Source organism: Delftia sp. ASV31 (genome assembly GCF_016428765.1).
GTDB classification, from domain to species: Bacteria; Pseudomonadota; Gammaproteobacteria; order Burkholderiales; family Burkholderiaceae_C; genus Comamonas; species Comamonas acidovorans.
The window spans coordinates 1-18,149 of sequence record NZ_JAELTK010000077.1; the positions used below are offsets into that span (position 1 = coordinate 1).

General features: G+C 65.7%; 17 protein-coding genes. 6 read left to right on the top strand and 11 right to left on the bottom strand.

From position 1 onward, the window contains the following. The 7 genes from JHD82_RS22625 to rpmH form a co-directional block, all read right to left on the bottom strand. The coding region (locus JHD82_RS22625) for a hypothetical protein (RefSeq protein WP_199138915.1) at positions 1–576 on the bottom strand (576 nt) is incomplete at its 3' end. Positions 577–752: 176 nt separating this feature from the next. Then, a complete protein-coding gene (locus JHD82_RS22630) occupies positions 753–1,232 on the bottom strand; it encodes a Crp/Fnr family transcriptional regulator (RefSeq protein ID WP_012207851.1) in 480 nt (159 codons plus the stop codon). Positions 1,233–1,450: 218 nt separating this feature from the next. Continuing rightward, entirely contained in the window at positions 1,451–2,872 is a 1,422-nt protein-coding gene (gene mnmE / locus JHD82_RS22635) for a tRNA uridine-5-carboxymethylaminomethyl(34) synthesis GTPase MnmE (RefSeq protein ID WP_013804810.1), read from the bottom strand. Between the two features lie 98 nt (positions 2,873–2,970). Then, positions 2,971–4,683: a membrane protein insertase YidC gene (gene yidC / locus JHD82_RS22640; protein WP_013804811.1), complete on the bottom strand. Its 1,713-nt coding sequence runs from the start codon at positions 4,681–4,683 to the stop codon at positions 2,971–2,973. Then, complete coding sequence (yidD, locus tag JHD82_RS22645) at positions 4,680–4,970, bottom strand: membrane protein insertion efficiency factor YidD (protein ID WP_012207854.1); 291 nt, start codon at positions 4,968–4,970, stop codon at positions 4,680–4,682. The genes yidC and yidD overlap by 4 nt, the downstream gene beginning before the upstream one ends. Next, positions 4,967–5,476 (bottom strand): ribonuclease P protein component, encoded by a 510-nt coding sequence (locus JHD82_RS22650; protein ID WP_199138916.1) that lies wholly within the window; start codon positions 5,474–5,476, stop codon positions 4,967–4,969. Before JHD82_RS22650 ends, yidD begins: the two co-directional genes overlap by 4 nt. Positions 5,477–5,534: 58 nt before the next feature. Next, on the bottom strand, positions 5,535–5,669 hold the full coding sequence (gene rpmH, locus JHD82_RS22655; RefSeq protein ID WP_012207856.1) for a 50S ribosomal protein L34: 135 nt from the start codon (positions 5,667–5,669) through the stop codon (positions 5,535–5,537). Positions 5,670–6,083: 414 nt separating this feature from the next. Between rpmH and dnaA the strand changes: the two genes are divergently transcribed. The 3 genes from dnaA (at position 6,084) to gyrB (ending at position 11,512) form a co-directional block, all read left to right on the top strand. Beyond that, positions 6,084–7,490: a chromosomal replication initiator protein DnaA gene (gene dnaA, locus JHD82_RS22660; RefSeq protein ID WP_012201941.1), complete on the top strand. Its 1,407-nt coding sequence runs from the start codon at positions 6,084–6,086 to the stop codon at positions 7,488–7,490. Between the two features lie 121 nt (positions 7,491–7,611). Next, positions 7,612–8,730, top strand: coding sequence for a DNA polymerase III subunit beta (gene dnaN / locus JHD82_RS22665; RefSeq protein WP_012201942.1), 1,119 nt, complete (start codon positions 7,612–7,614; stop codon positions 8,728–8,730). A 202-nt stretch (positions 8,731–8,932) separates the two neighbouring features. Further along, the gene (gyrB, locus tag JHD82_RS22670; protein ID WP_199138917.1) at positions 8,933–11,512 is read left to right on the top strand and encodes a DNA topoisomerase (ATP-hydrolyzing) subunit B; all 2,580 of its coding nucleotides are present in this window, start codon (positions 8,933–8,935) and stop codon (positions 11,510–11,512) included. 81 nt (positions 11,513–11,593) lie between these two features. On the opposite strand, the gene JHD82_RS22675 is transcribed toward gyrB, so the two are convergent. Both JHD82_RS22675 and JHD82_RS22680 read right to left on the bottom strand, forming a co-directional pair. Beyond that, positions 11,594–12,700: a CaiB/BaiF CoA-transferase family protein gene (locus tag JHD82_RS22675; protein ID WP_233174861.1), complete on the bottom strand. Its 1,107-nt coding sequence runs from the start codon at positions 12,698–12,700 to the stop codon at positions 11,594–11,596. A 133-nt stretch (positions 12,701–12,833) separates the two neighbouring features. Then, positions 12,834–13,754, bottom strand: a complete 921-nt coding sequence (locus tag JHD82_RS22680; RefSeq protein WP_199138927.1) for a LysR family transcriptional regulator — start codon at positions 13,752–13,754, stop codon at positions 12,834–12,836. A gap of 126 nt (positions 13,755–13,880) precedes the next feature. Between JHD82_RS22680 and JHD82_RS22685 the strand changes: the two genes are divergently transcribed. The 3 genes from JHD82_RS22685 to JHD82_RS22695 all read left to right on the top strand — a co-directional run bounded on the left by JHD82_RS22685 (position 13,881) and on the right by JHD82_RS22695 (position 15,856). Next, complete coding sequence (locus JHD82_RS22685) at positions 13,881–14,852, top strand: tripartite tricarboxylate transporter substrate binding protein (RefSeq protein WP_016454189.1); 972 nt, start codon at positions 13,881–13,883, stop codon at positions 14,850–14,852. Positions 14,853–14,863: 11 nt separating this feature from the next. Next, positions 14,864–15,328 carry a MaoC family dehydratase gene (locus JHD82_RS22690; protein ID WP_012201953.1) on the top strand — a complete coding sequence of 155 codons (465 nt, stop codon included), beginning with the start codon at positions 14,864–14,866 and terminating at the stop codon, positions 15,326–15,328. Between the two features lie 129 nt (positions 15,329–15,457). Then, the gene (locus JHD82_RS22695) at positions 15,458–15,856 is read left to right on the top strand and encodes a YkgJ family cysteine cluster protein (RefSeq protein ID WP_013799932.1); all 399 of its coding nucleotides are present in this window, start codon (positions 15,458–15,460) and stop codon (positions 15,854–15,856) included. 7 nt (positions 15,857–15,863) lie between these two features. Here the strand turns inward: JHD82_RS22695 and JHD82_RS22700 are convergent, their stop codons facing one another. Together JHD82_RS22700 and JHD82_RS22705 are read right to left on the bottom strand one after the other, a co-directional pair. Continuing rightward, the gene (locus JHD82_RS22700) at positions 15,864–17,264 is read right to left on the bottom strand and encodes a HAMP domain-containing sensor histidine kinase (RefSeq protein ID WP_199138920.1); all 1,401 of its coding nucleotides are present in this window, start codon (positions 17,262–17,264) and stop codon (positions 15,864–15,866) included. A 4-nt stretch (positions 17,265–17,268) separates the two neighbouring features. Then, positions 17,269–17,973: a response regulator transcription factor gene (locus tag JHD82_RS22705; RefSeq protein ID WP_017407046.1), complete on the bottom strand. Its 705-nt coding sequence runs from the start codon at positions 17,971–17,973 to the stop codon at positions 17,269–17,271. Between the last annotated feature and the right edge of the window lie 176 nt (positions 17,974–18,149).

Consider the following 18,149-nt stretch of genomic DNA (forward strand, 5'->3'; position numbering starts at 1 on the left):
GGCCGCCACGGCGAGCTTGAAGGCCGCCATTTCCTGATCGTCTATGGGTTCGAAGGGCGCCATGTCCTGCCTGCGACGCTGGGGCGCTGCCGCCTCCATCGCGGCCGCTACCGGCACGGCCATGGGCGGGGCGGGACGCGGGGCGCGCGTCGCCGCGGAATGCACCTGGGCTTGGGCCTGGGCTGCAGCGTTCTGGTCGCTGACCCGCCAGTACACGGCCGTCACGACCGCACCCATGCGGGCCTTGGCCGCTTGGGCCAGCATGGCCTCGATCTCGCTGAGCCGCGCGGTTTCGCTGGCATAGGCCCGCGCCAGGTCCATCATCACCACGAAGCGCTGGCCCACGTTGTCCAGCGAGAGCACCTTGAACTTGTAGCTGGCCGACAACACACCGGCACGCACCATGACATCGCGCACCACACCGTAGAGCTGCTCACGGCGCTCGGAACGCTCGCTGCGGCGCCCGCCGGGCCCTGCATCACGACGCGCCACGGCACTGGCCTGGCCATCGTCTCCGGGCGAACCACGGCCCTGCTCCGGCACAGGCTTGCGGGAAAACCAGTTGAACACAGACATGGGAGCTCTCATTGTCACGAATAGTCACAAACTCGCGGCATTGTGCCTGCAACTTTGCGACATTTCGAGCACGGGCGCAGCAAAACCGCTGTATCAATTTGTCGCAGCGCAAAGGCCGGCCTGTCACCGCCCCGCGCCCGCACAGCGCCCCGTCCCAGGTGCTGCCCGGGAGACTTTCAGGTACTGGCCACCCGGCGGCGGCTGTCCACCGCACGGCGGGCAAGCACCTGGCCGGCCGCCATGACCAGGGCCAGCGCCACACCGGGCTGGCGATTGCTGAGTTCGGCGAAGCGCATGGCCGTCAGGCACCAAAGCCGTCCCGGCGCAGCCGCCTGCACGGTGGCATGGCGCGCACGGTGGGCGAAGAAGGCGCCCTCGCCCAGGATGGAGCCCGGGCCGACGATGGCCAGGCGGATGCGCTCCTTCGCATCCTGGTAGTGCACGCTGAGGCTGCCGGACTCCACGAAGTACAGATTGCGGTCCAGCGAACCTTCGGCAAACAGCAGCTCGCCCGCCGCCAGCGTGACCGGCACCAAGTAGGGTGCCAGCAGATCCCATTGCTCCAAGGTCAGCGCGTTCTGCACACCATCGACAGCCACGGCCGACGACATGGCCTGGGCCAGTGGCCGCAAATCATTGTGGGAGGAAGAAGACATGGCGGATCCGGTTCGAATTGGGCCGCGCACCCGCGCCAGGGCTGCGCCCGGCGGCAGGCAGCGACGAGGGCCGCTGCGGCACGCCGCATGCTAAGCGACGGCAGCGGGCACGCCAATGCCGACAAGCGGGTTTTCGGCGGCAAATTTTGTAGCAAAAGATAAGTATTGCAGCAACTCTGCTGGCTGTGCGAATGGGTCGGGGCCATCCGCCAACCCGGTCACTTGCCGATGCAGAAGCTGGAAAAGATCACGCCCAGCAGATCGTCGGAGCTGAATTCCCCGGTGATGGAGTTCAGCGAGACCTGGGCCAGGCGAAGTTCCTCGGCCAGCAAGTCCAGGTGGGCGGCCTGGGCCGCCAGCTGCAGCTCGGCCTCCTGCAGGTGGGCTGCAACTGCCTGCAGCGCCTCCACATGGCGCGCGCGCGCCAGGTACAGGCCTTCTGGGGCCGACTGCCAGCCGGCCACGTCCAGCAGGCGCCGGCGCAGGGCATCCAGGCCGTCGCCCGTGCGTGCCGACAGTGCCACGCTGCCTTCACGGCCGCCATGCGCCTGCATCTGGGCGGGTTCCGCGCGATCGGTCTTGTTCCAGACGTCGATGACGGGCACCTGGCGCGGCAACTTCTGGGCCAGGGTTTCGGCAATGGCGGCATCGGCCGCCAGGTAGTCGTGCTCGCCCATGCGTGTGAGGTCGTGCAGGAAGAGCACGGCATCGGCCGCGGCGATCTCGTCCCAGGCGCGCGCGATGCCGATGCGCTCGACCTCGTCGCTGCTCTCGCGCAGGCCTGCCGTGTCGATCACATGCAGGGGCACGCCCTCGATCTGGATGGTCTGCTGCACCTTGTCGCGCGTGGTGCCGGCAATCGGGGTGACGATGGCCAGCTCCGCACCGGCCAGCGCGTTGAGCAGCGAGCTCTTGCCCGCGTTGGGCTGGCCCGCGATCACGACCTTGATGCCTTCGCGCAACAGCGCACCCTGGTGGGCGCGCGACAGCACCTGGTCCAGCTTGCCACGCAGCCGCGCGAGCTGGCCGCTGGCATCGGCCTTTTGCAGGAAGTCGATCTCTTCCTCGGGAAAATCCAGCGTGGCCTCGACCAGCATGCGCAGGTGCACCAGCGCGTCGCGCAGGCCATGGATTTCCTCGGAAAAAGCGCCCGACAGCGAACGGCTCGCACTGCGCGCGGCGGCCTCGGTGCTGGCGTCGATCAGGTCGGCAATGGCCTCGGCCTGGGCCAGGTCGATCTTGTCGTTGAGAAAGGCACGCTCGGTGAATTCACCGGGCTGGGCCAGGCGCAGGCCCGGCAGCACGCTGCGATGGCCTTCTGCCGAGGCTTGCGCAGCCTCCAGGCAGCGCGCCAGCAGCAGTTGCAGAACGACGGGGCCGCCGTGGGCCTGCAACTCCAGCACATCCTCGCCGGTATAGCTGTGCGGCGCCGGGAAGAACAGGGCCAGGCCGTGGTCGATGGGGCCGCCCTGGGCATCGCGAAACGGCAGATAGGTGGCCTCGCGCGGCTTGAGGTCGCGCCCGCACAGCGCCCGCACCAGCGGCGCCACGCCCTTGCCGGACACACGCACGATGCCCACGGCACCCCGCCCCGGGGCGGTGGCGATGGCGGCGATGGGGTCGTTGTGGCGGGGCAGCATGGATGGAGCTTTCTTGGGAGGGATTTCAGGCCGCCGATGATAGGCCGCCCATGAAAAAGCCCGCCGAAGCGGGCTTTGGAGCAAGGGCCTTCGCAGGCTTACTTGGCCGGCGTGGACTTGCCGAATTTGGGCAGGTTGAACTGCGGCGGCACGCCCATGCGGGTGTTGATGATCCACTGCTGGGCAATGGACAGGATGTTGTTCGTCAGCCAGTACAGCACCAGGCCGGCCGGGAAGAAGAAGAACATCACGCTGAAGACCAGGGGCATGATCCACATCATCTTGGCCTGCATCGGATCCGGCGGAGCGGGGTTCAGCGCGGTCTGCAGCAGCGAGGACAGGGTCATCAGCACGGGCAGGATGAACAGAGGATCCTTGGCCGACAGGTCGGTGATCCAGCCGATCCAGGGCGCGTTGCGGATTTCCACGCTGGACAGCAGCACCCAGTACAGCGCGATGAATACCGGGATCTGGATGATGATGGGCAGGCAGCCGCCCATGGGGTTGACCTTTTCCTCGCGGTAGATGCGCATCATCTCCTGCTGCATCTGCTGGGGCTTGTCCTTGAGGCGCTCACGCATTTCCATGATGCGCGGGTTGATGGCCTTCATCTTGGCCATCGAGGAGTAGGCCTTGGCATTGAGCCAGTAGAAGGCGATCTTCAGCAGCAGCACCAGGGCCACGATGGACCAGCCCCAGTTGCCCAGGAAGCCGTGCAGCTTGTCCAGCAGCCAGTACAGCGGCTTGGCCAGGATGGTCAGCCAGCCATAGTCCTTGACCAGCTCCAGCCCGGGCGCCAGCGATTCCAGGCGCTTTTCGATCTGGGGACCGGCGAACAGGCGCGCTTCCACGCTCTTGCTCTGGCCAGGCTCGATGGTGCCCACCGGCGTGATCATGCCGACGGCGTAGAGGTTGTTGTCCACCTTGCGCAGGAAGTTGTCGCGCTGGATGCCCTCGGCCAGCAGCCAGGCGCTGGCGAAGTAATGCTGGACCATGGCCACGTAGCCGCCCGTGGACGACTTCTCGACGCTGGCCTTGCCGCTCTCGATGTCCTTGAACTCGACCTTCTGGTACTTCTTCTCGTCGGTGTAGACGGCCGGGCCCGTGAAGGTGGAGTACATGGTGGACTGTTCGCCTTCGGGCTTGTTGCCGTCGCGCACCAGTTGCAGGTACAGCTGCGGGCTCACGGCCGCCGTGCCGGTGTTCACCACTTCATGGCGCACGCCGATGTCGTAGGCGCCACGCTTGAGCGTCCAGATCTTGACCAGCTTCACGCCACCCATGTCGGGCGACTCGAAGCGCAGTTCCATCTGGTCCTCGCCGTCCTTGAGTTCGCGCGCGCCGGGCAGCGCGGTCATGGTCGTCTTGTGCGTGGGGAAACCGCCGCCGATCAGGCCCGACTGGCCCAGGTACACGCGGTGCACGCTCTCGTCGAACAGCACCACGGGCTTGTCCTTGTGCACGGAATCCGCGTACTTGAGCAGCTCGGCATGGCGCAGCGTGCCGCCCTGGCTGTCGAAGGTCAGGCGCAGCACGTCGGTGCTGATGGTGACGTTCTGGCGCGGGGCTGCCTCGGGCGCGGCGGCAGCGCCGCCAGGCACTTCGCCGGCACCGGCCGTTGCCGCAGCAGCCGCCGAGGGCACGCTGGCATCGCCGGGCGCCTTGCCCGTTTCAGGTGCCGGGGCCGTGGCGACGGCAGGCGCGGGGAAGAAAGTGGCCTTCTTGCCGCTGTGCACTTGCCATTTGTCCCATAGCAAGACCAGCGAAAAGCCAAATATCACCCACAGGATGGTGCGGCGAATATCGTTCATGAAGACTTCTTAGGTGAGGAAGGTTGGGTGTTTTCGGGCGCAGCCGTCAGGCTGGTGAACAGCCTGGGCTTTTGCTCTGGCACAGGGTCATGCCCCCCGTCACACCACGGATGACAGCGCGCCAGGCGGCGCAGCGTCAGGTAGGAGCCTACCGCAGCGCCGTGTTGCTCCAACGCTTCAAGGGAATAGGCCGAGCAGGTGGGCGTGAAGCGGCAGGCCGAGCCCAGCCAGGGACTGAGCATCAGCCGATAGCCGCGCACCAGCGCCATCAGCAGCCGCTGCATCATGGCGCAACCCCGATGCTCTCGCCAGCGGCTGCGGCGCGTTCCTGTGCGGGCTGCGGCAGCTCGGGCGCAGGCTGCGACAGGCGTTTCGCCGCATAGGCGAACAACTGCTGCAGCTCAGCGCGCACAGCCTGCCGGAGCACATCAGAAGTGGCGCTCACGAACTGGCGCCGGTCAAAGCCCGAGCGCAGCCGCACCACATGGGCGCCTTGGAGCATCAGGGTCTCATGCTCGCTGCCCACGGCATAGATCTGCCGCTTGATGGTGTGTCGCGTCACCGAGCGGCGCGCCCAGCGCTTGGGCACCATGGCGCCCAGCCAGGCATCCTGGCGCACGGCGCCAACGCCGAACAGGGCCTGCGGGTCTTGCGAACCGGGCCCTGTCGGTGGCACCATGGCGCCGCCCTGCTCCGTCAGAACGAGACGGTGCAGGGCGAAATGCGCGGTACGCGATACCGTACCGGCAGCCATGGCGGCCTGAAACTGCGGACGTGTTTTCAGCCGTTGCATGCCAGCACCCCGTTCAGGGGTTCAGTGCAGCGAGCAAACCGCCCAGCAATGGCTGGCCTTAGACGGCCAGACGCTTGCGGCCCTTGGCGCGGCGAGCGTTGATCACGGCGCGGCCGCCCTTGGTCTTCATGCGGACCAGAAAGCCGTGGGTGCGGGCGCGACGGGTCTTGGAGGGTTGGTAAGTACGTTTCATGTTGGTTCCTAGAGAAGGTTCAGTTTTGCACCGGTCCCGTATCCGGCACGCTACACGCAGTGCAGCCAGCAGCCGCCACAAAGGCAAACCGCCAGGCCACCTGCCAAAAATCTGCACGATGCACTTGCCATGTGCAGCCCAAGGAGCAACCCCGAGAGGTTTCGCCCAAGGCCGCCAGCGGCAGCATGCAGACCCGATGCAGACGGGCGGGACATATCACCCTGAACACATTCAGGGAAACCCGCGATTATCACAGCGTTGTCCACTTGATGCAATGCCCTTCGAACCCGAAGGATGCCTGCCCATTTTGCGACAAGGCGGAGGACAAGCTCCTGATATTTTGTGGATAACTTCCGCAAAAGCTACAATGGCAGCCTCGCAACAGTTCCTCCTATCCACAACTAGACTTCGACAATGACAGAGGAACCTACGAACGATGCAGGCCAGGGCCTGTGGCAAGTCTGCGTTGAGCAACTGGGGCAGGAAATGCCCGAACAGCAGTTCAACACCTGGATCAAGCCCCTGACCGCGCACGTCGCCGAAGACTTCTCCAAAGTCACCGTCTACGTGGCCAACCGCTTCAAGCTCGACTGGATCCGCGCCCAATATGCAGGCCGCATCTCGGCCATGCTGGAGTCGCTCTATGGCCAGCCGGTGACGCTTGAGTTGGCACTCGCTCAGCGGGAAAGCGTTGTACGGACTTACGTCCGCCCCTCCTCCAGCGAGCGCTCGGCCCCGCCGGAAACCATTGTCACCTCGGTGCCCACGGTCACCAGCGAAGACGCGGCAGCGCCCGTCTTTCGCACGCGCCTGAACGCCGCGCTGACCTTCGAGACCCTGGTGGAAGGTACGGCCAACCGCATGGCACGCTCGGCCGCCATGCATGTGGCGGGCTCGCCCGGGCACCTGTACAACCCGCTGTTCATCTACGGCGGCGTGGGCCTGGGCAAGACCCACCTGGTGCATGCCGTGGGCAACAAGCTGCTGGCCGACAAGCCCGACGCCAAAGTTCTCTACATCCATGCCGAGCAGTTCGTCTCGGATGTGGTCAAGGCCTACCAGCGCCGCACCTTTGACGAATTCAAGGAGCGTTACCACTCGCTGGATCTGCTGCTGATCGACGACGTGCAGTTCTTCGCCAACAAGGACCGCACGCAGGAGGAGTTCTTCAACGCCTTCGAGGCGCTGCTGGCCAAGAAGAGCCACATCGTGATGACCTCGGACACCTATCCCAAGGGTCTGGCGAACATCCACGAGCGGCTGGTATCGCGCTTCGACTCCGGGTTGACGGTGGCCATCGAGCCGCCCGAGCTGGAGATGCGCGTGGCCATCCTGATCAACAAGGCCCGCGCCGAGAACGCCGAGATGCCCGAGGAAGTCGCCTTCTTCGTGGCCAAGAACGTGCGCTCCAACGTGCGCGAGCTCGAAGGCGCGCTGCGCAAGATCCTGGCCTATTCGCGCTTCAACCAGAAGGAAGTCTCCATCCAGCTGGCCCGCGAGGCCCTGCGTGATCTGCTGTCCATCCAGAACCGCCAGATCAGTGTGGAGAACATCCAGAAGACGGTGGCCGATTACTACAAGATCAAGGTGGCCGACATGTACAGCAAGAAGCGCCCGGCCAGCATCGCCCGGCCGCGCCAGATTGCCATGTACCTGGCCAAGGAATTGACCCAGAAGAGCCTGCCCGAGATCGGCGAGCTGTTCGGCGGGCGCGACCACACCACCGTGCTGCACGCGGTGCGCAAGATCGCCGGCGAACGCCAGCAACTGACCGAGCTGAACCAGCAGCTGCACGTGCTGGAGCAAACTCTCAAAGGTTGATGAAAACTCCCCCGTTCTGGTCGTATGTACGCGGCAAAATGGGGGATTCGAGCGGCAAGAGGGGGCTCATTTGTGAGCCGCCGCTCCTACCGAGACCCGCATCCTTAAATCAGAGGTTGACATGATCGTCCTGAAAGCCACACAAGACAAAGTTCTCGCGGTCCTGCAATCGGTGTCCGGCATCGTCGAACGCCGCCACACGTTGCCCATCCTGGCCAACGTGCTGATCAAGAAGACCGGCAACGCATTGCAGCTGACCACCAGCGACCTGGAAATCCAGATCCGCACCACCGCCGAGCTCGGCGGCGACACCGGCGACTTCACCACCACCGTGGGCGCGCGCAAGCTGATCGACATCCTCAAGACCATGCCCGGCGACCAGACCGTGAGCCTGGAGACCCAGCAGGCCAAGATGGTGCTCAAGGGCGGCAAGAGCCGCTTCACGCTGCAGACCCTGCCGGCCGAGGACTTCCCGCTGGTGCAGGAGGCCGCGGCCTTCGGCCCTTCCTTCAGCGTGCCGCAGAAGGTACTCAAGGACCTGCTGGGCCAGGTCTCCTTCGCCATGGCCGTGCAGGACATCCGCTACTACCTCAACGGCATCCTGTTCGTGGCCGAGGGCAAGCAGCTGTCCCTGGTGGCCACCGACGGCCACCGCCTGGCGTTCGCAAGCAGCCAGCTGGACGTGGAAGTGCCCAAGCAGGAAGTGATCCTGCCGCGCAAGACCGTGCTGGAGCTGCAGCGCCTGCTGTCGGATGCCGGCGGCGAGAACCAGCCCCACATCGAGATGCAGTTCGCCAACAACCAGGCCAAGTTCACCTTTGGCGGCATGGAGTTCGTGACCAAGCTGGTCGAGGGCAAGTTCCCCGACTACAACCGTGTCATCCCGCGCAACCACACCAACAGCGTGACCCTGGGCCGCGCCCCGCTGCTGGCCAGCCTGCAGCGCACGGCCATCATGACCAGCGACAAGTTCAAGGGCGTGCGCCTGACGGTGGAGCCAGGCACCTTGCGCGTGGCGTCCAACAACGCCGAGCAGGAAGAGGCCATGGACGAGCTGGACATCGACTACGGTGGCGACACCATCGAGATCGGCTTCAACGTCACCTACCTGATCGACGCCCTGTCCAACATGAGCCAGGACATGATCAGGATCGACCTGCAGGACGGCAACAGCTCGGCCCTGCTGACCATCCCCGAGAACGACAGCTTCAAGTACGTCGTGATGCCCATGCGCATCTGACCGCGCGCCACACGACACCGATGCCTGACACATTGCGCAGCCCCTGCACCCGCCGCCCGGTGGCACAAGCCGGTGCACGGTGCGCAACCACCCTACCCGACTCGTAGCCCGCAGCGCGCGTCCCTACGCACCGCGCCAGCGGCCGAATCGAACATTTTCAAGCGAAGCGACAGCTTCCGACGGAACTACCCCAGGGCCTTCCATGACCGACGAGAACAAGCCAGAAAACCAGACCATTGCCCCCGAAGGCTCAGACTCCAGCGGCTATGGCGAAGGTGCGATCCAGATCCTCGAAGGCCTGGAGGCCGTGCGCAAGCGCCCCGGCATGTACATCGGCGATACCTCCGATGGCACGGGCCTGCACCACCTGGTCTTCGAAGTGGTGGACAACTCCATCGACGAAGCCCTGGCCGGCTACTGCGACGACATCCTGGTCACCATCCATGCCGATGGCTCCCTGTCCGTCATCGACAACGGCCGCGGCATCCCCACGCGCGTGAAGATGGACGACAAGCACGAGCCCAAGCGCTCGGCGGCCGAGATCGCCCTCACCGAACTGCACGCGGGCGGCAAGTTCAACCAGAACAGCTACAAGGTCTCGGGCGGCCTGCACGGCGTGGGCGTGTCCTGCGTGAACGCGCTGTCCATCTGGCTCAAGCTCAACGTGCGCCGCGACGGCGAGGTCTACGAAATCGACTTCTCGCGCGGCCACGTGCAGAACCGCCCGATCGAGATCGTGGACGGCGTCGAGGTCTCGCCCATGCGCGTGGTCGGCAAGAGCGACAAGCGCGGCACCAAGGTCCACTTCCTGCCCGACACGGAAATCTTCACGCAGAACCATGAGTTCCGCTACGAGATCCTGGCCAAGCGCCTGCGCGAACTGTCCTTCCTGAACAACGGCGTGCGCATCCGCCTCAAGGACGAGCGCGACGGCCGCGAAGACGACTTCTCCGGCGCCGGCGGCGTCATGGGATTCGTGCAGTTCATCAACGCCAACAAGAAGGTGCTGCATCCCACGGCCTTCCACGCCAACGGCACGCGTCCTGCGGAAAGCTACGGCGGCATCCCCGGCACCGAGATCGGCGTCGAAGTCGCCATGCAGTGGAACGACAGCTATGCCGAGCAGGTGCTGTGCTTCACCAACAACATCCCGCAGCGCGACGGCGGCACCCACCTGACGGGCCTGCGCGCCGCCATGACGCGCGTGATCGGCAAGTACATCGAGCAGAACGAACTGGCCAAGAAGGCCAAGGTCGAGGTCAGCGGCGACGACATGCGCGAAGGCCTGTGCTGCGTGCTGTCCGTGAAGGTGCCCGAACCCAAGTTCAGCAGCCAGACCAAGGACAAGCTGGTCTCCAGCGAAGTGCGCGCGCCCGTGGAGGACATCGTCGCCAAGGCGCTGACCGACTACCTGGAGGAAAAGCCCAACGACGCCAAGATCCTGTGCAGCAAGATCGTCGATGCCGCGCGTGCCCGCGAGGCCGCGCGCAAGGCCCGCGAGATGACGCGCCGCAAGGGCGTGCTCGACGGCATGGGCCTGCCCGGCAAGCTGGCCGACTGCCAGGAAAAGGACCCGGCGCTGTGCGAGATCTACATCGTCGAGGGTGACTCCGCAGGCGGCTCCGCCAAGCAAGGTCGCGACCGGAAGTTCCAGGCCATCCTGCCGCTGCGCGGCAAGATCCTGAACGTGGAAAAGGCCCGCTACGAAAAGCTGCTGACCAGCAACGAAATCGTCACCCTGATCACGGCCCTGGGCACCGGCATCGGCAAGGCCACGGCCGAATCGGGCAAGAGCGGCAGCGACGACTTCGACCCCAACAAGCTGCGCTACCACCGCATCATCATCATGACCGACGCGGACGTGGACGGCGCCCACATCCGCACCCTGCTGCTGACCTTCTTCTACCGCCAGATGCCGGACCTGGTCGAGCGCGGCCACATCTACATCGCCCAGCCGCCGCTGTACAAGGTCAAGAACGGCAAGGAAGAGCTGTACATCAAGGACGGCCCCGCGCTCAACCAGTACCTGCTGCGCATCGCGCTGATGAACGCCAGCGTCAGCACCGGCGGCGCCAACCCGCGCACGCTGGACGGCGAGGAACTGGCCAAGCTGGCCAACATGCACCTGGCCGCCGAGACCGTCATCGACCGCTTGTCCAACTTCATGGATGCCGAGGCCCTGCGCGCCATCGCCGACGGCGTGCAGATCACGCTGGACAGCATCGAGGCGGCCCAGGCCTGCGCCCCCATCCTGGAGGCCAAGCTGCGCGAGTTGACCACCACGGGCGTGCCCGCCGAGGTCACGGCCGAAATCGACCCGGTCTCCGAAAAGCCCGTGCTGCGCATCAGCCGCCACCACCACGGCAACATCAAGAGCTCCATCCTCACCCAGGAGTTCGTGCGCAGCCACGACTACGCCGCGCTGGCCGACGAAGCCCAGAACTTCAACGGCCTGCTGGGCGAAGGCGCCAAGGTCACGCGTGGCGAGGGCGAAAAAGCCAAGAGCGACAAGGCCGGCGACTTCCGCCAGGCCATGCAATGGCTGCTGCACGAGGCCGAACGCACCACGGCCCGCCAGCGCTACAAGGGCTTGGGCGAAATGAACCCCGAGCAGCTGTGGGAAACCACCATGGACCCCAACGTCCGCAGCCTGCTGCAGGTGCAGATCGGCGACGCCATCGAGGCCGACCGCGTGTTCACCATGCTCATGGGCGATGAAGTGGAGCCACGCCGGGAATTCATCGAGACGAATGCGCTGCGGGCGGGCAATATCGACGTCTGATCCAGCCGAACGGCACACTGCAAAAAGCGCTCTGCAAGGAGCGCTTTTTTCATGGCCGGACCCTGGCCCCCCTGGCCATGTTCACCGCCCGCCAAACTCCTCCCACAGCGCCTGCGTATGCTCGCCCAGCGCGGGCACGGCGCCCATGGCGGCTTCGGCATCCGACAGCGTGGCCGGGGGCAGCAGGGCCTGGATGCTGCCGGCGGGCGTGGCGACTTCGCGCCAGCGTTCGCGCGCCTGCAGCTGGGGATGGTTCCAGACCTCGTGCATGCCGTTGAGCGGGGCGTTGGCGATGCCGCCTGCATCCAGGCGCTGCATGGCCTGTTCGCGGCTCAGGGGGGCCAGCACGGATGCGATCACCGCATCGAGTTCCGCGCGGTGCGCCACGCGCTGCAGGTTGGTGGCAAAGCGCGCGTCCTGCGCCAGCGCGGGCTGCTGCAGCACATGGGTGCAGAAGCTGTGCCATTCGCGGTCGTTCTGCAGGCCGAAGATCAGGCTCTGGCCGTCACCGGCCGTGTACTGGCCATAGGGCGCGATGGAAGGATGGGTCAGCCCGCTGCGCGCAGGCGCCGTGCCGCCGTAGTGGGCGAAGTTCAGCGGGTAGGACATCCATTCGGCCAGCGCCTCCAGCATGGACACCTCCACGCGCAGGCCCCGGCCGGTGCGGGCGCGCTGCAGCAGGGCGGACAAAATGCCCGAGTAGGCATACATGCCGGCCGCGATGTCGGCGATGGAAATGCCCACGCGCGCGGGCTGGTCGGGCGTGCCCGTGACCGAGATCAGGCCGGCTGCCGCCTGGATCAGCAGGTCGTAGGCCTTTTTGTCGCTGAGCGGGCCGCCCTCGCCATAGCCCGATATATCGCAGACGATGAGACGCGGATATTTCTCATGCAGGCTGTCGAAATCCATGCCCATTCTCTGCATGGCACCCGGGGCCAGGTTCTGGATCAGGATATCGGCGTTTTCCAGTATTTTCCCGACGATATGCTGCCCTTCGGCGGTCTTGATATCTGCGGCCAAGCTTTGCTTTCCCCGATTGGCCCAGACAAAAAAGGATGATTCACCATGGACCTTGTCGTCATAGCCCCGTGCAAAATCCCCATCGGGCAATCGCTCCAGCTTGATGACCCTGGCACCCAGGTCCGCCAGCTGCCGGCTGGCAAAAGGCCCTGCCACGGCGTGTTCCATGGCCAATACCGTCAAACCATCCAATGGGCGTGTCTGCATTTTCTTGAACGAGGCGAATATTCGATTCGCCGCATTCTAGAAGTGCGACCATCACCCAGCCAGTCGGCATTTTCTAAGCGGAATTTCAAATCTTCTAAGGCAGGGATTCCTGCACGGCGCCTTCCTCGGGCAAAGGCTGGGCCGCCACATAGGCCACGAAATCGCGGGCATAGGCGGGCAGGGTTTCGGGTTCGCGCGTGACCACCCTCTGCTCGCGCTGCGCCCAGGCCTCGTCCAGGCCCACGGCGGCCAGCCTGCGCGCCTGCAGCGCCGGCCGGGCAATGGAGCGTGGCACCAGCGCAATGCCCACGCCTTCCTGCACGCACTGCAGCACGGCCTCGAATGTTGGTGCGTGCACACGTACCCTGGGATTCATGCCCAGCCTGGATGCCATGCCTTGGAGGTAGAGGAAGTTGCTGGTCTTGCGGCCGATCGAGACCAGGTCGTAGGTCAGCGCGGTTTCCAGCGGCACCCTGCTGCTGGCGGCCAAGGGGTGGCCAGCGGGCACCACAAACACCAGTTCATCGTGGCCATAGGTGATGGCATGCAGGCCATGCAGATCGATCTGGCCGGCCACCAGGCCCACGTCGGCATTGCCGTCGAGCACGGCGCGCACCGTGTCTTCGCTCAGGCGCTCCTCCAGGTCCACATTGACGTTCGGATAATGGGCCAGATAGCGGCTGAGCACGGGCGCGATTCCCGTCAGCGTGCTGCTGTTGGCAAAGACGCGGATATGGCCCGATATTCCGTTGATGTGTCTTTGCATTTCTCCTTGCAAGCGGTCCACGCTGCCGAAAATGGAATCGGCGTATTTCTTGACCGTCATTCCCGCCGGGGTCAGCACCATGCCTTTTGACGTTCTTTCAAACAGCGATGCACCCATGGCCTGCTCCAGATTCTTGAGCCGGTAACTGGCCGATGGCGCCGTCAAATGCATTTCAGCCGCGCCTGCGCTGAGGCTTTTGGCCTGGGCAATGGCAAGGAAAACCCTGAGATCCGTCAATTCATATCGCATCCGTTGCATGCCCGCCGGGAGCATTTCCTTGGTGTTAGACGGTTTCTAACCGCCCTATCAATGATTCGACTGGCCGCATTGGCGGCGCATTTCTATAGTCGGCGCCAGGAGACAACGGAGAAAATTATGGACTTCAAGACGGCAAGACGCCAAACCCTTCTCACCGCCCTGCTTCTGGCCGCCGGCGCGGCCGCAGCGCAGGACTATCCGGCGCGCCCCATCAAGCTGGTGATTCCCTATGCGGCAGGCGGCCCCACCGACACCTTTGGCCGCGCCATGGCCGATGTCTGGAGCCAGAAGCTGGGCACGCCCGTGGTGATCGAGAACCGCACGGGTGCCGGCACCCTCGTGGGCACGGAGGCGGTTGCCAAGGCAGCCCCTGACGGCTACACCCTGCTGCTGACCACGGTGGCGCATGCCGTCAATCCCTACATCCACGACAAGCTGGGCTACCGCACGGAGGAAGACTTCGCGCCCGTGGGATTGCTCGCCAGGGCGCCGCTGGTGCTGGTGGTGGACAAGCGGCTGCCCGTGCAAAGCCTGCCGGATTTCCTGGCCTATCTGCGGGCGCGGCCCGGCCAGGTCAGCTATGCCTCGGCGGGCGTGGGCAGCGCTCCTCACCTGGGTGCGGAGCTGCTGAACCTGATGGCGGGAACCCGGGCCCAGCATGTGCCCTACCGGGGCAGTGCGCCGGCCATACAGGACCTCATCGGCGGGCACCTGGCCTTCATGCTGGACAGCGCTCCCACGGGCCTGGCCCAGGTCAAGGCGGGCACGGTGCGCCTGCTGGCCACCACCATGGCCCAGCGCCTGCCGCAGACGCCCGACACGCCTGCCATTGCCGAGCAGGTGCCCGGCTACGAGGCCTATACCTGGAACGCCGTGTTCGCCCCCGCAGGCACGCCGCCAGCGCTGATTGCCCGCCTGCAGTCCAGCCTGCAGGCCACGGTGGACGATGCCGGGCTGCAGAAAAAGGCCTACGACATGGGCCTGGTGCTGGAAAAGCAGCCGCGCCCCCAGGCGCTGGCCGCCTTCCTCAAGCAGGAGCTGGACAAATGGGGCAAGGTCGCCCGGGCCGCCCACATGAGCGCAAACTGAGGAGAGTCGCCATGCCACGCCACCCATCCCTGTGCGCCCAGCGCTATTTTGAAGACTTCGCTCTGGGCGAGGTCTTCGCCCTGCCCTCGCGCACCATGACCGATGCCCTGTTCGCCGCCTTCCAGCTGGCCAGCGGCGACAACCATCCCGTGCATTACGACGTGGAGTACTGCCGCGCGCGCGGCATGCCCCATATGCTGGCCCACGGCTACCAGGTGGCCATACAGACGGCGGCGGGCGCCGGCCTGTTCCCGCACATGGTCGAGGAATCGCTCAAGGGCTTCCTGGAGCAGGGCAGCCGCTTCCTGGCCCCCGTCTATGTGGGCGACACGCTGTACTGCACGCTGACGGTGTCCGAGCTCAAGCCCGGCAACACCACGGGCGTGCTGACCCTGGCCACCGAGGTGCTGAACCAGCGCGACGAGCGGGTGTCCGACGGGTTTCAGAAATACCTGTTGAGGAAGCGGCCGGCCTGAAGGCCAGGGGATGGATGCAGGGGCAGCGTCCCCCAAAGACCCGCCCCCTCGCTTGGCTACGCCGGCGCGGCAACCGCCGCCGGGCTTTCTGGCGAAAAATAGCGGCCCTGCACACGCCCATCCCCCACCATGAGATCCCCCATCAGCATCGTCGACGTCGACCGCCTCGACTCCTGGAGCAAATACAAGCCCGGCATGTGCGACAGCTGTGCGGCCAACTGCTGCACCATGCCGCTGGAGGTGCAGCTGCCCGATCTGGTGCGGCTGGAACTGGTGGATCCGTTCGAGGTGGACAACGTGGAGCCCAAGCTCATCGCCAAGCGGCTGATGAAGATGCGCTTGATCGACCACTACAACCCCAAGCACAACATCTTCACCATGGCGCGGCGCGCCAGCGGGGACTGCAATTTTCTGGATGCCAAGTCGCGGCGCTGCACGGTATACGACAAGCGGCCCGAAACCTGTCGCCTGCACCCCAAGAAGGGCCCCAAGCCCGGCTTTTGCGCCTACGGTCACAAGGACCGCTGAAACGGCTTCAGGCCGTGGGCAACCCGGGCAGCCAGATCCTTGCCTGCAGGCCCGGATGCATGTTCTCGAAGCCCAGCTTGCCGCCGTGCAGCTGCACGATGGCCAGCACGCTGGCCAGGCCCAGGCCGTAGCCTTCGCGGTCCGATTCGGCGCGGTAAAAGCGGGTGCTCATCTTCTCGCGCGTTTGGGCGTCCACGCCGGGGCCGCGGTCCTGCACGATGATTTCCACACCCCAGGCGCCGCCGTCCATGCCGTGCTCGTGGGCCACGCCCGCGCGCAGCTGCATGTCGGCGCCGTGGTCGCTGTCGGGCAGTGATCCGTACTTGATGGCGTTGTCCACGAGGTTGGCCACGGCACTGGCCAGCAGGTCACCGTCACCCAGCGCCATGGGCATGCCCTCGACATCCAGGCGCAGCACGCCGCCCGCGTCCTCGACCAGGGGCTCGTAGAACTCCACCACGTCGACCAGCAGGGCACGCAGGTCCACGGGCGCGAAGTTCTTGCGGCTGGCGCCGCTTTCCACTTCGGCGATCTGCAGCAGCTTGTCGAACACCACGCCCAGCTCGGCCACTTCCTGGGCCACCAGCGCCAGCGTCTCGTTCTTTTCCTCGGGCGTGGCCTGCTGGGCATTGCGCAGGCGCAGCAGGATGCGCGTCAGCGGCGTGCGCAGGTTGTGGGCGATGGTGTTGGAGACATGGCGTATGCCGTCCATCAGCAGTTCCAGCCGGTCCAGCATGGTGTTGATGTCGCGGTTGAGCAGCGTGAACTCATCGTCGCGGCGCGTGACCGGAATGCGCTGGCGCAGGTCGCCCGTGGCCACGCGCGCCATGGTGCTGCGGATGTCGGCGGCACGCTCTTCCACCACGCGCCGGAAGGCCCCGGCGCCCAGCACGGCCATGCCCAGGGCCACCAGGCCGGCCAGCAGGCTGGCGCGGCCGAACAGCTCCTCCACATCGCTTTGCACCTGCATGTCGCTGCCCACGGCCAGCAGCTTGCCGTCGGACAGCTGGGCCACGGCCACGCGGCCGGCGATGATCTTGCCATTGCGCCGCACTTTGAGGTCGCGCACGCCCATCTCGGTGAGCCGGCGCGCCGGCACCACGTCGGCATTGCCGATGATGGGGTTGCCCTCGCCATCCATGAGGATGAGGATTTCCGTATCGGTGTTGACGCCGTCCAGCAGGGTCTGCTGGATCTCTGCCTCCAGGGCAGGCTCGCCGTACTTGTCGCGGTGCTCGACCAGGCGGCGCATGTGGTTCTCGGCCTGGCGATCGGTTCGCATGCGCAGCACGCCCACGGTCTGCACGTAGAACACCGACAGCACGATGGACATGGTCAGCACCAGCAGCACGCCGTAGGTCAGCGCCAGCCGGAAGGCCGTGGAGCTCCAGGGCTTGGCCAGCGACATCGGGTCAGGCCACCTGCGGCAGGTCCTGCGGGCGGTCCGACAGGCTGTAGCCCACGCCGCGCACGGTGTGGATCAGCGCGGGCTCGAAGCCCTTGTCCACCTTGCCGCGCAGGCGGCTGATGTGCACGTCGATGACATTGGTCTGCGGGTCGAACCGGTAGTCCCACACCGACTCCAGCAGCATGGTGCGCGTGACGATCTGGTGCGCGTGCTGCATCAGAAAGGCCAGCAGGCGGAACTCGCGCGGCTGCAGGGCCAGCGGCTGGCCTGCGCGCTCGGCGCTGCGCGTGAGCAGGTTCAGCCGCAGGTCGGCCAGGCGCATCTCGCGCGCAGGGGCCGGGATCTGGGCGCGGCGCACCAGGGCCTCCAGGCGCGCCGAGAGTTCGGAGAAGGCAAAGGGCTTGGTCAGGTAGTCGTCGCAGCCGGCCTTGAGGCCGCGCACGCGCTCGTCCGTGGCCGACAGGGCGCTGAGCACCAGCACCGGCGTCTGCTTGCCCATGGAGCGCAGCGTCTGCAGGATCTGCAGGCCGTCGAAGCCGTTGGGCAGCATGCGGTCGAGGATGATCACATCCCAGCTCTCGCCCACGGCCATGGCGATGCCCTGCACACCATCGCTGCACACCGCCACCTGCGCGCCCTGCTGGCGCAGGCCTTCGGCGATGTAGCGCGCGTTCAGCGCGTCGTCTTCGATGATGAGATAGCGGTACATGCGGGCGGCAGGGCCTGACTCGAAACTGAGGCAGACACTATACGGCGCGCCAGACTCCGCCGATATCGGTGGGGGTGCCGGCATGTTTACCACCTCTTTTCAGCCTTGGGCTGCGCTGCGCGGCATCGCACCGCATGAAACTGGCGTGATCCGGACCAGGCACACCGGGGGTGCCA

Bases quoted from the DNA above. Each gene is read 5' to 3' on its own strand.
- JHD82_RS22630 (WP_012207851.1), bottom strand. From the start codon at position 1,232: ATGTCTTCTTCCTCCCACAATGATTTGCGGCCACTGGCCCAGGCCATG.
- mnmE (WP_013804810.1), bottom strand. From the start codon at position 2,872: ATGCTGCCCCGCCACAACGACCCCATCGCCGCCATCGCCACCGCCCCG.
- yidC (WP_013804811.1), bottom strand. From the start codon at position 4,683: ATGAACGATATTCGCCGCACCATCCTGTGGGTGATATTTGGCTTTTCG.
- yidD (WP_012207854.1), bottom strand. From the start codon at position 4,970: ATGATGCAGCGGCTGCTGATGGCGCTGGTGCGCGGCTATCGGCTGATG.
- JHD82_RS22650 (WP_199138916.1), bottom strand. From the start codon at position 5,476: ATGCAACGGCTGAAAACACGTCCGCAGTTTCAGGCCGCCATGGCTGCC.
- rpmH (WP_012207856.1), bottom strand. From the start codon at position 5,669: ATGAAACGTACTTACCAACCCTCCAAGACCCGTCGCGCCCGCACCCAC.
- dnaA (WP_012201941.1), top strand. From the start codon at position 6,084: ATGACAGAGGAACCTACGAACGATGCAGGCCAGGGCCTGTGGCAAGTC.
- dnaN (WP_012201942.1), top strand. From the start codon at position 7,612: ATGATCGTCCTGAAAGCCACACAAGACAAAGTTCTCGCGGTCCTGCAA.
- gyrB (WP_199138917.1), top strand. From the start codon at position 8,933: ATGACCGACGAGAACAAGCCAGAAAACCAGACCATTGCCCCCGAAGGC.
- JHD82_RS22675 (WP_233174861.1), bottom strand. From the start codon at position 12,700: ATGGAACACGCCGTGGCAGGGCCTTTTGCCAGCCGGCAGCTGGCGGAC.
- JHD82_RS22680 (WP_199138927.1), bottom strand. From the start codon at position 13,754: ATGCGATATGAATTGACGGATCTCAGGGTTTTCCTTGCCATTGCCCAG.
- JHD82_RS22685 (WP_016454189.1), top strand. From the start codon at position 13,881: ATGGACTTCAAGACGGCAAGACGCCAAACCCTTCTCACCGCCCTGCTT.
- JHD82_RS22690 (WP_012201953.1), top strand. From the start codon at position 14,864: ATGCCACGCCACCCATCCCTGTGCGCCCAGCGCTATTTTGAAGACTTC.
- JHD82_RS22695 (WP_013799932.1), top strand. From the start codon at position 15,458: ATGAGATCCCCCATCAGCATCGTCGACGTCGACCGCCTCGACTCCTGG.
- JHD82_RS22700 (WP_199138920.1), bottom strand. From the start codon at position 17,264: ATGTCGCTGGCCAAGCCCTGGAGCTCCACGGCCTTCCGGCTGGCGCTG.
- JHD82_RS22705 (WP_017407046.1), bottom strand. From the start codon at position 17,973: ATGTACCGCTATCTCATCATCGAAGACGACGCGCTGAACGCGCGCTAC.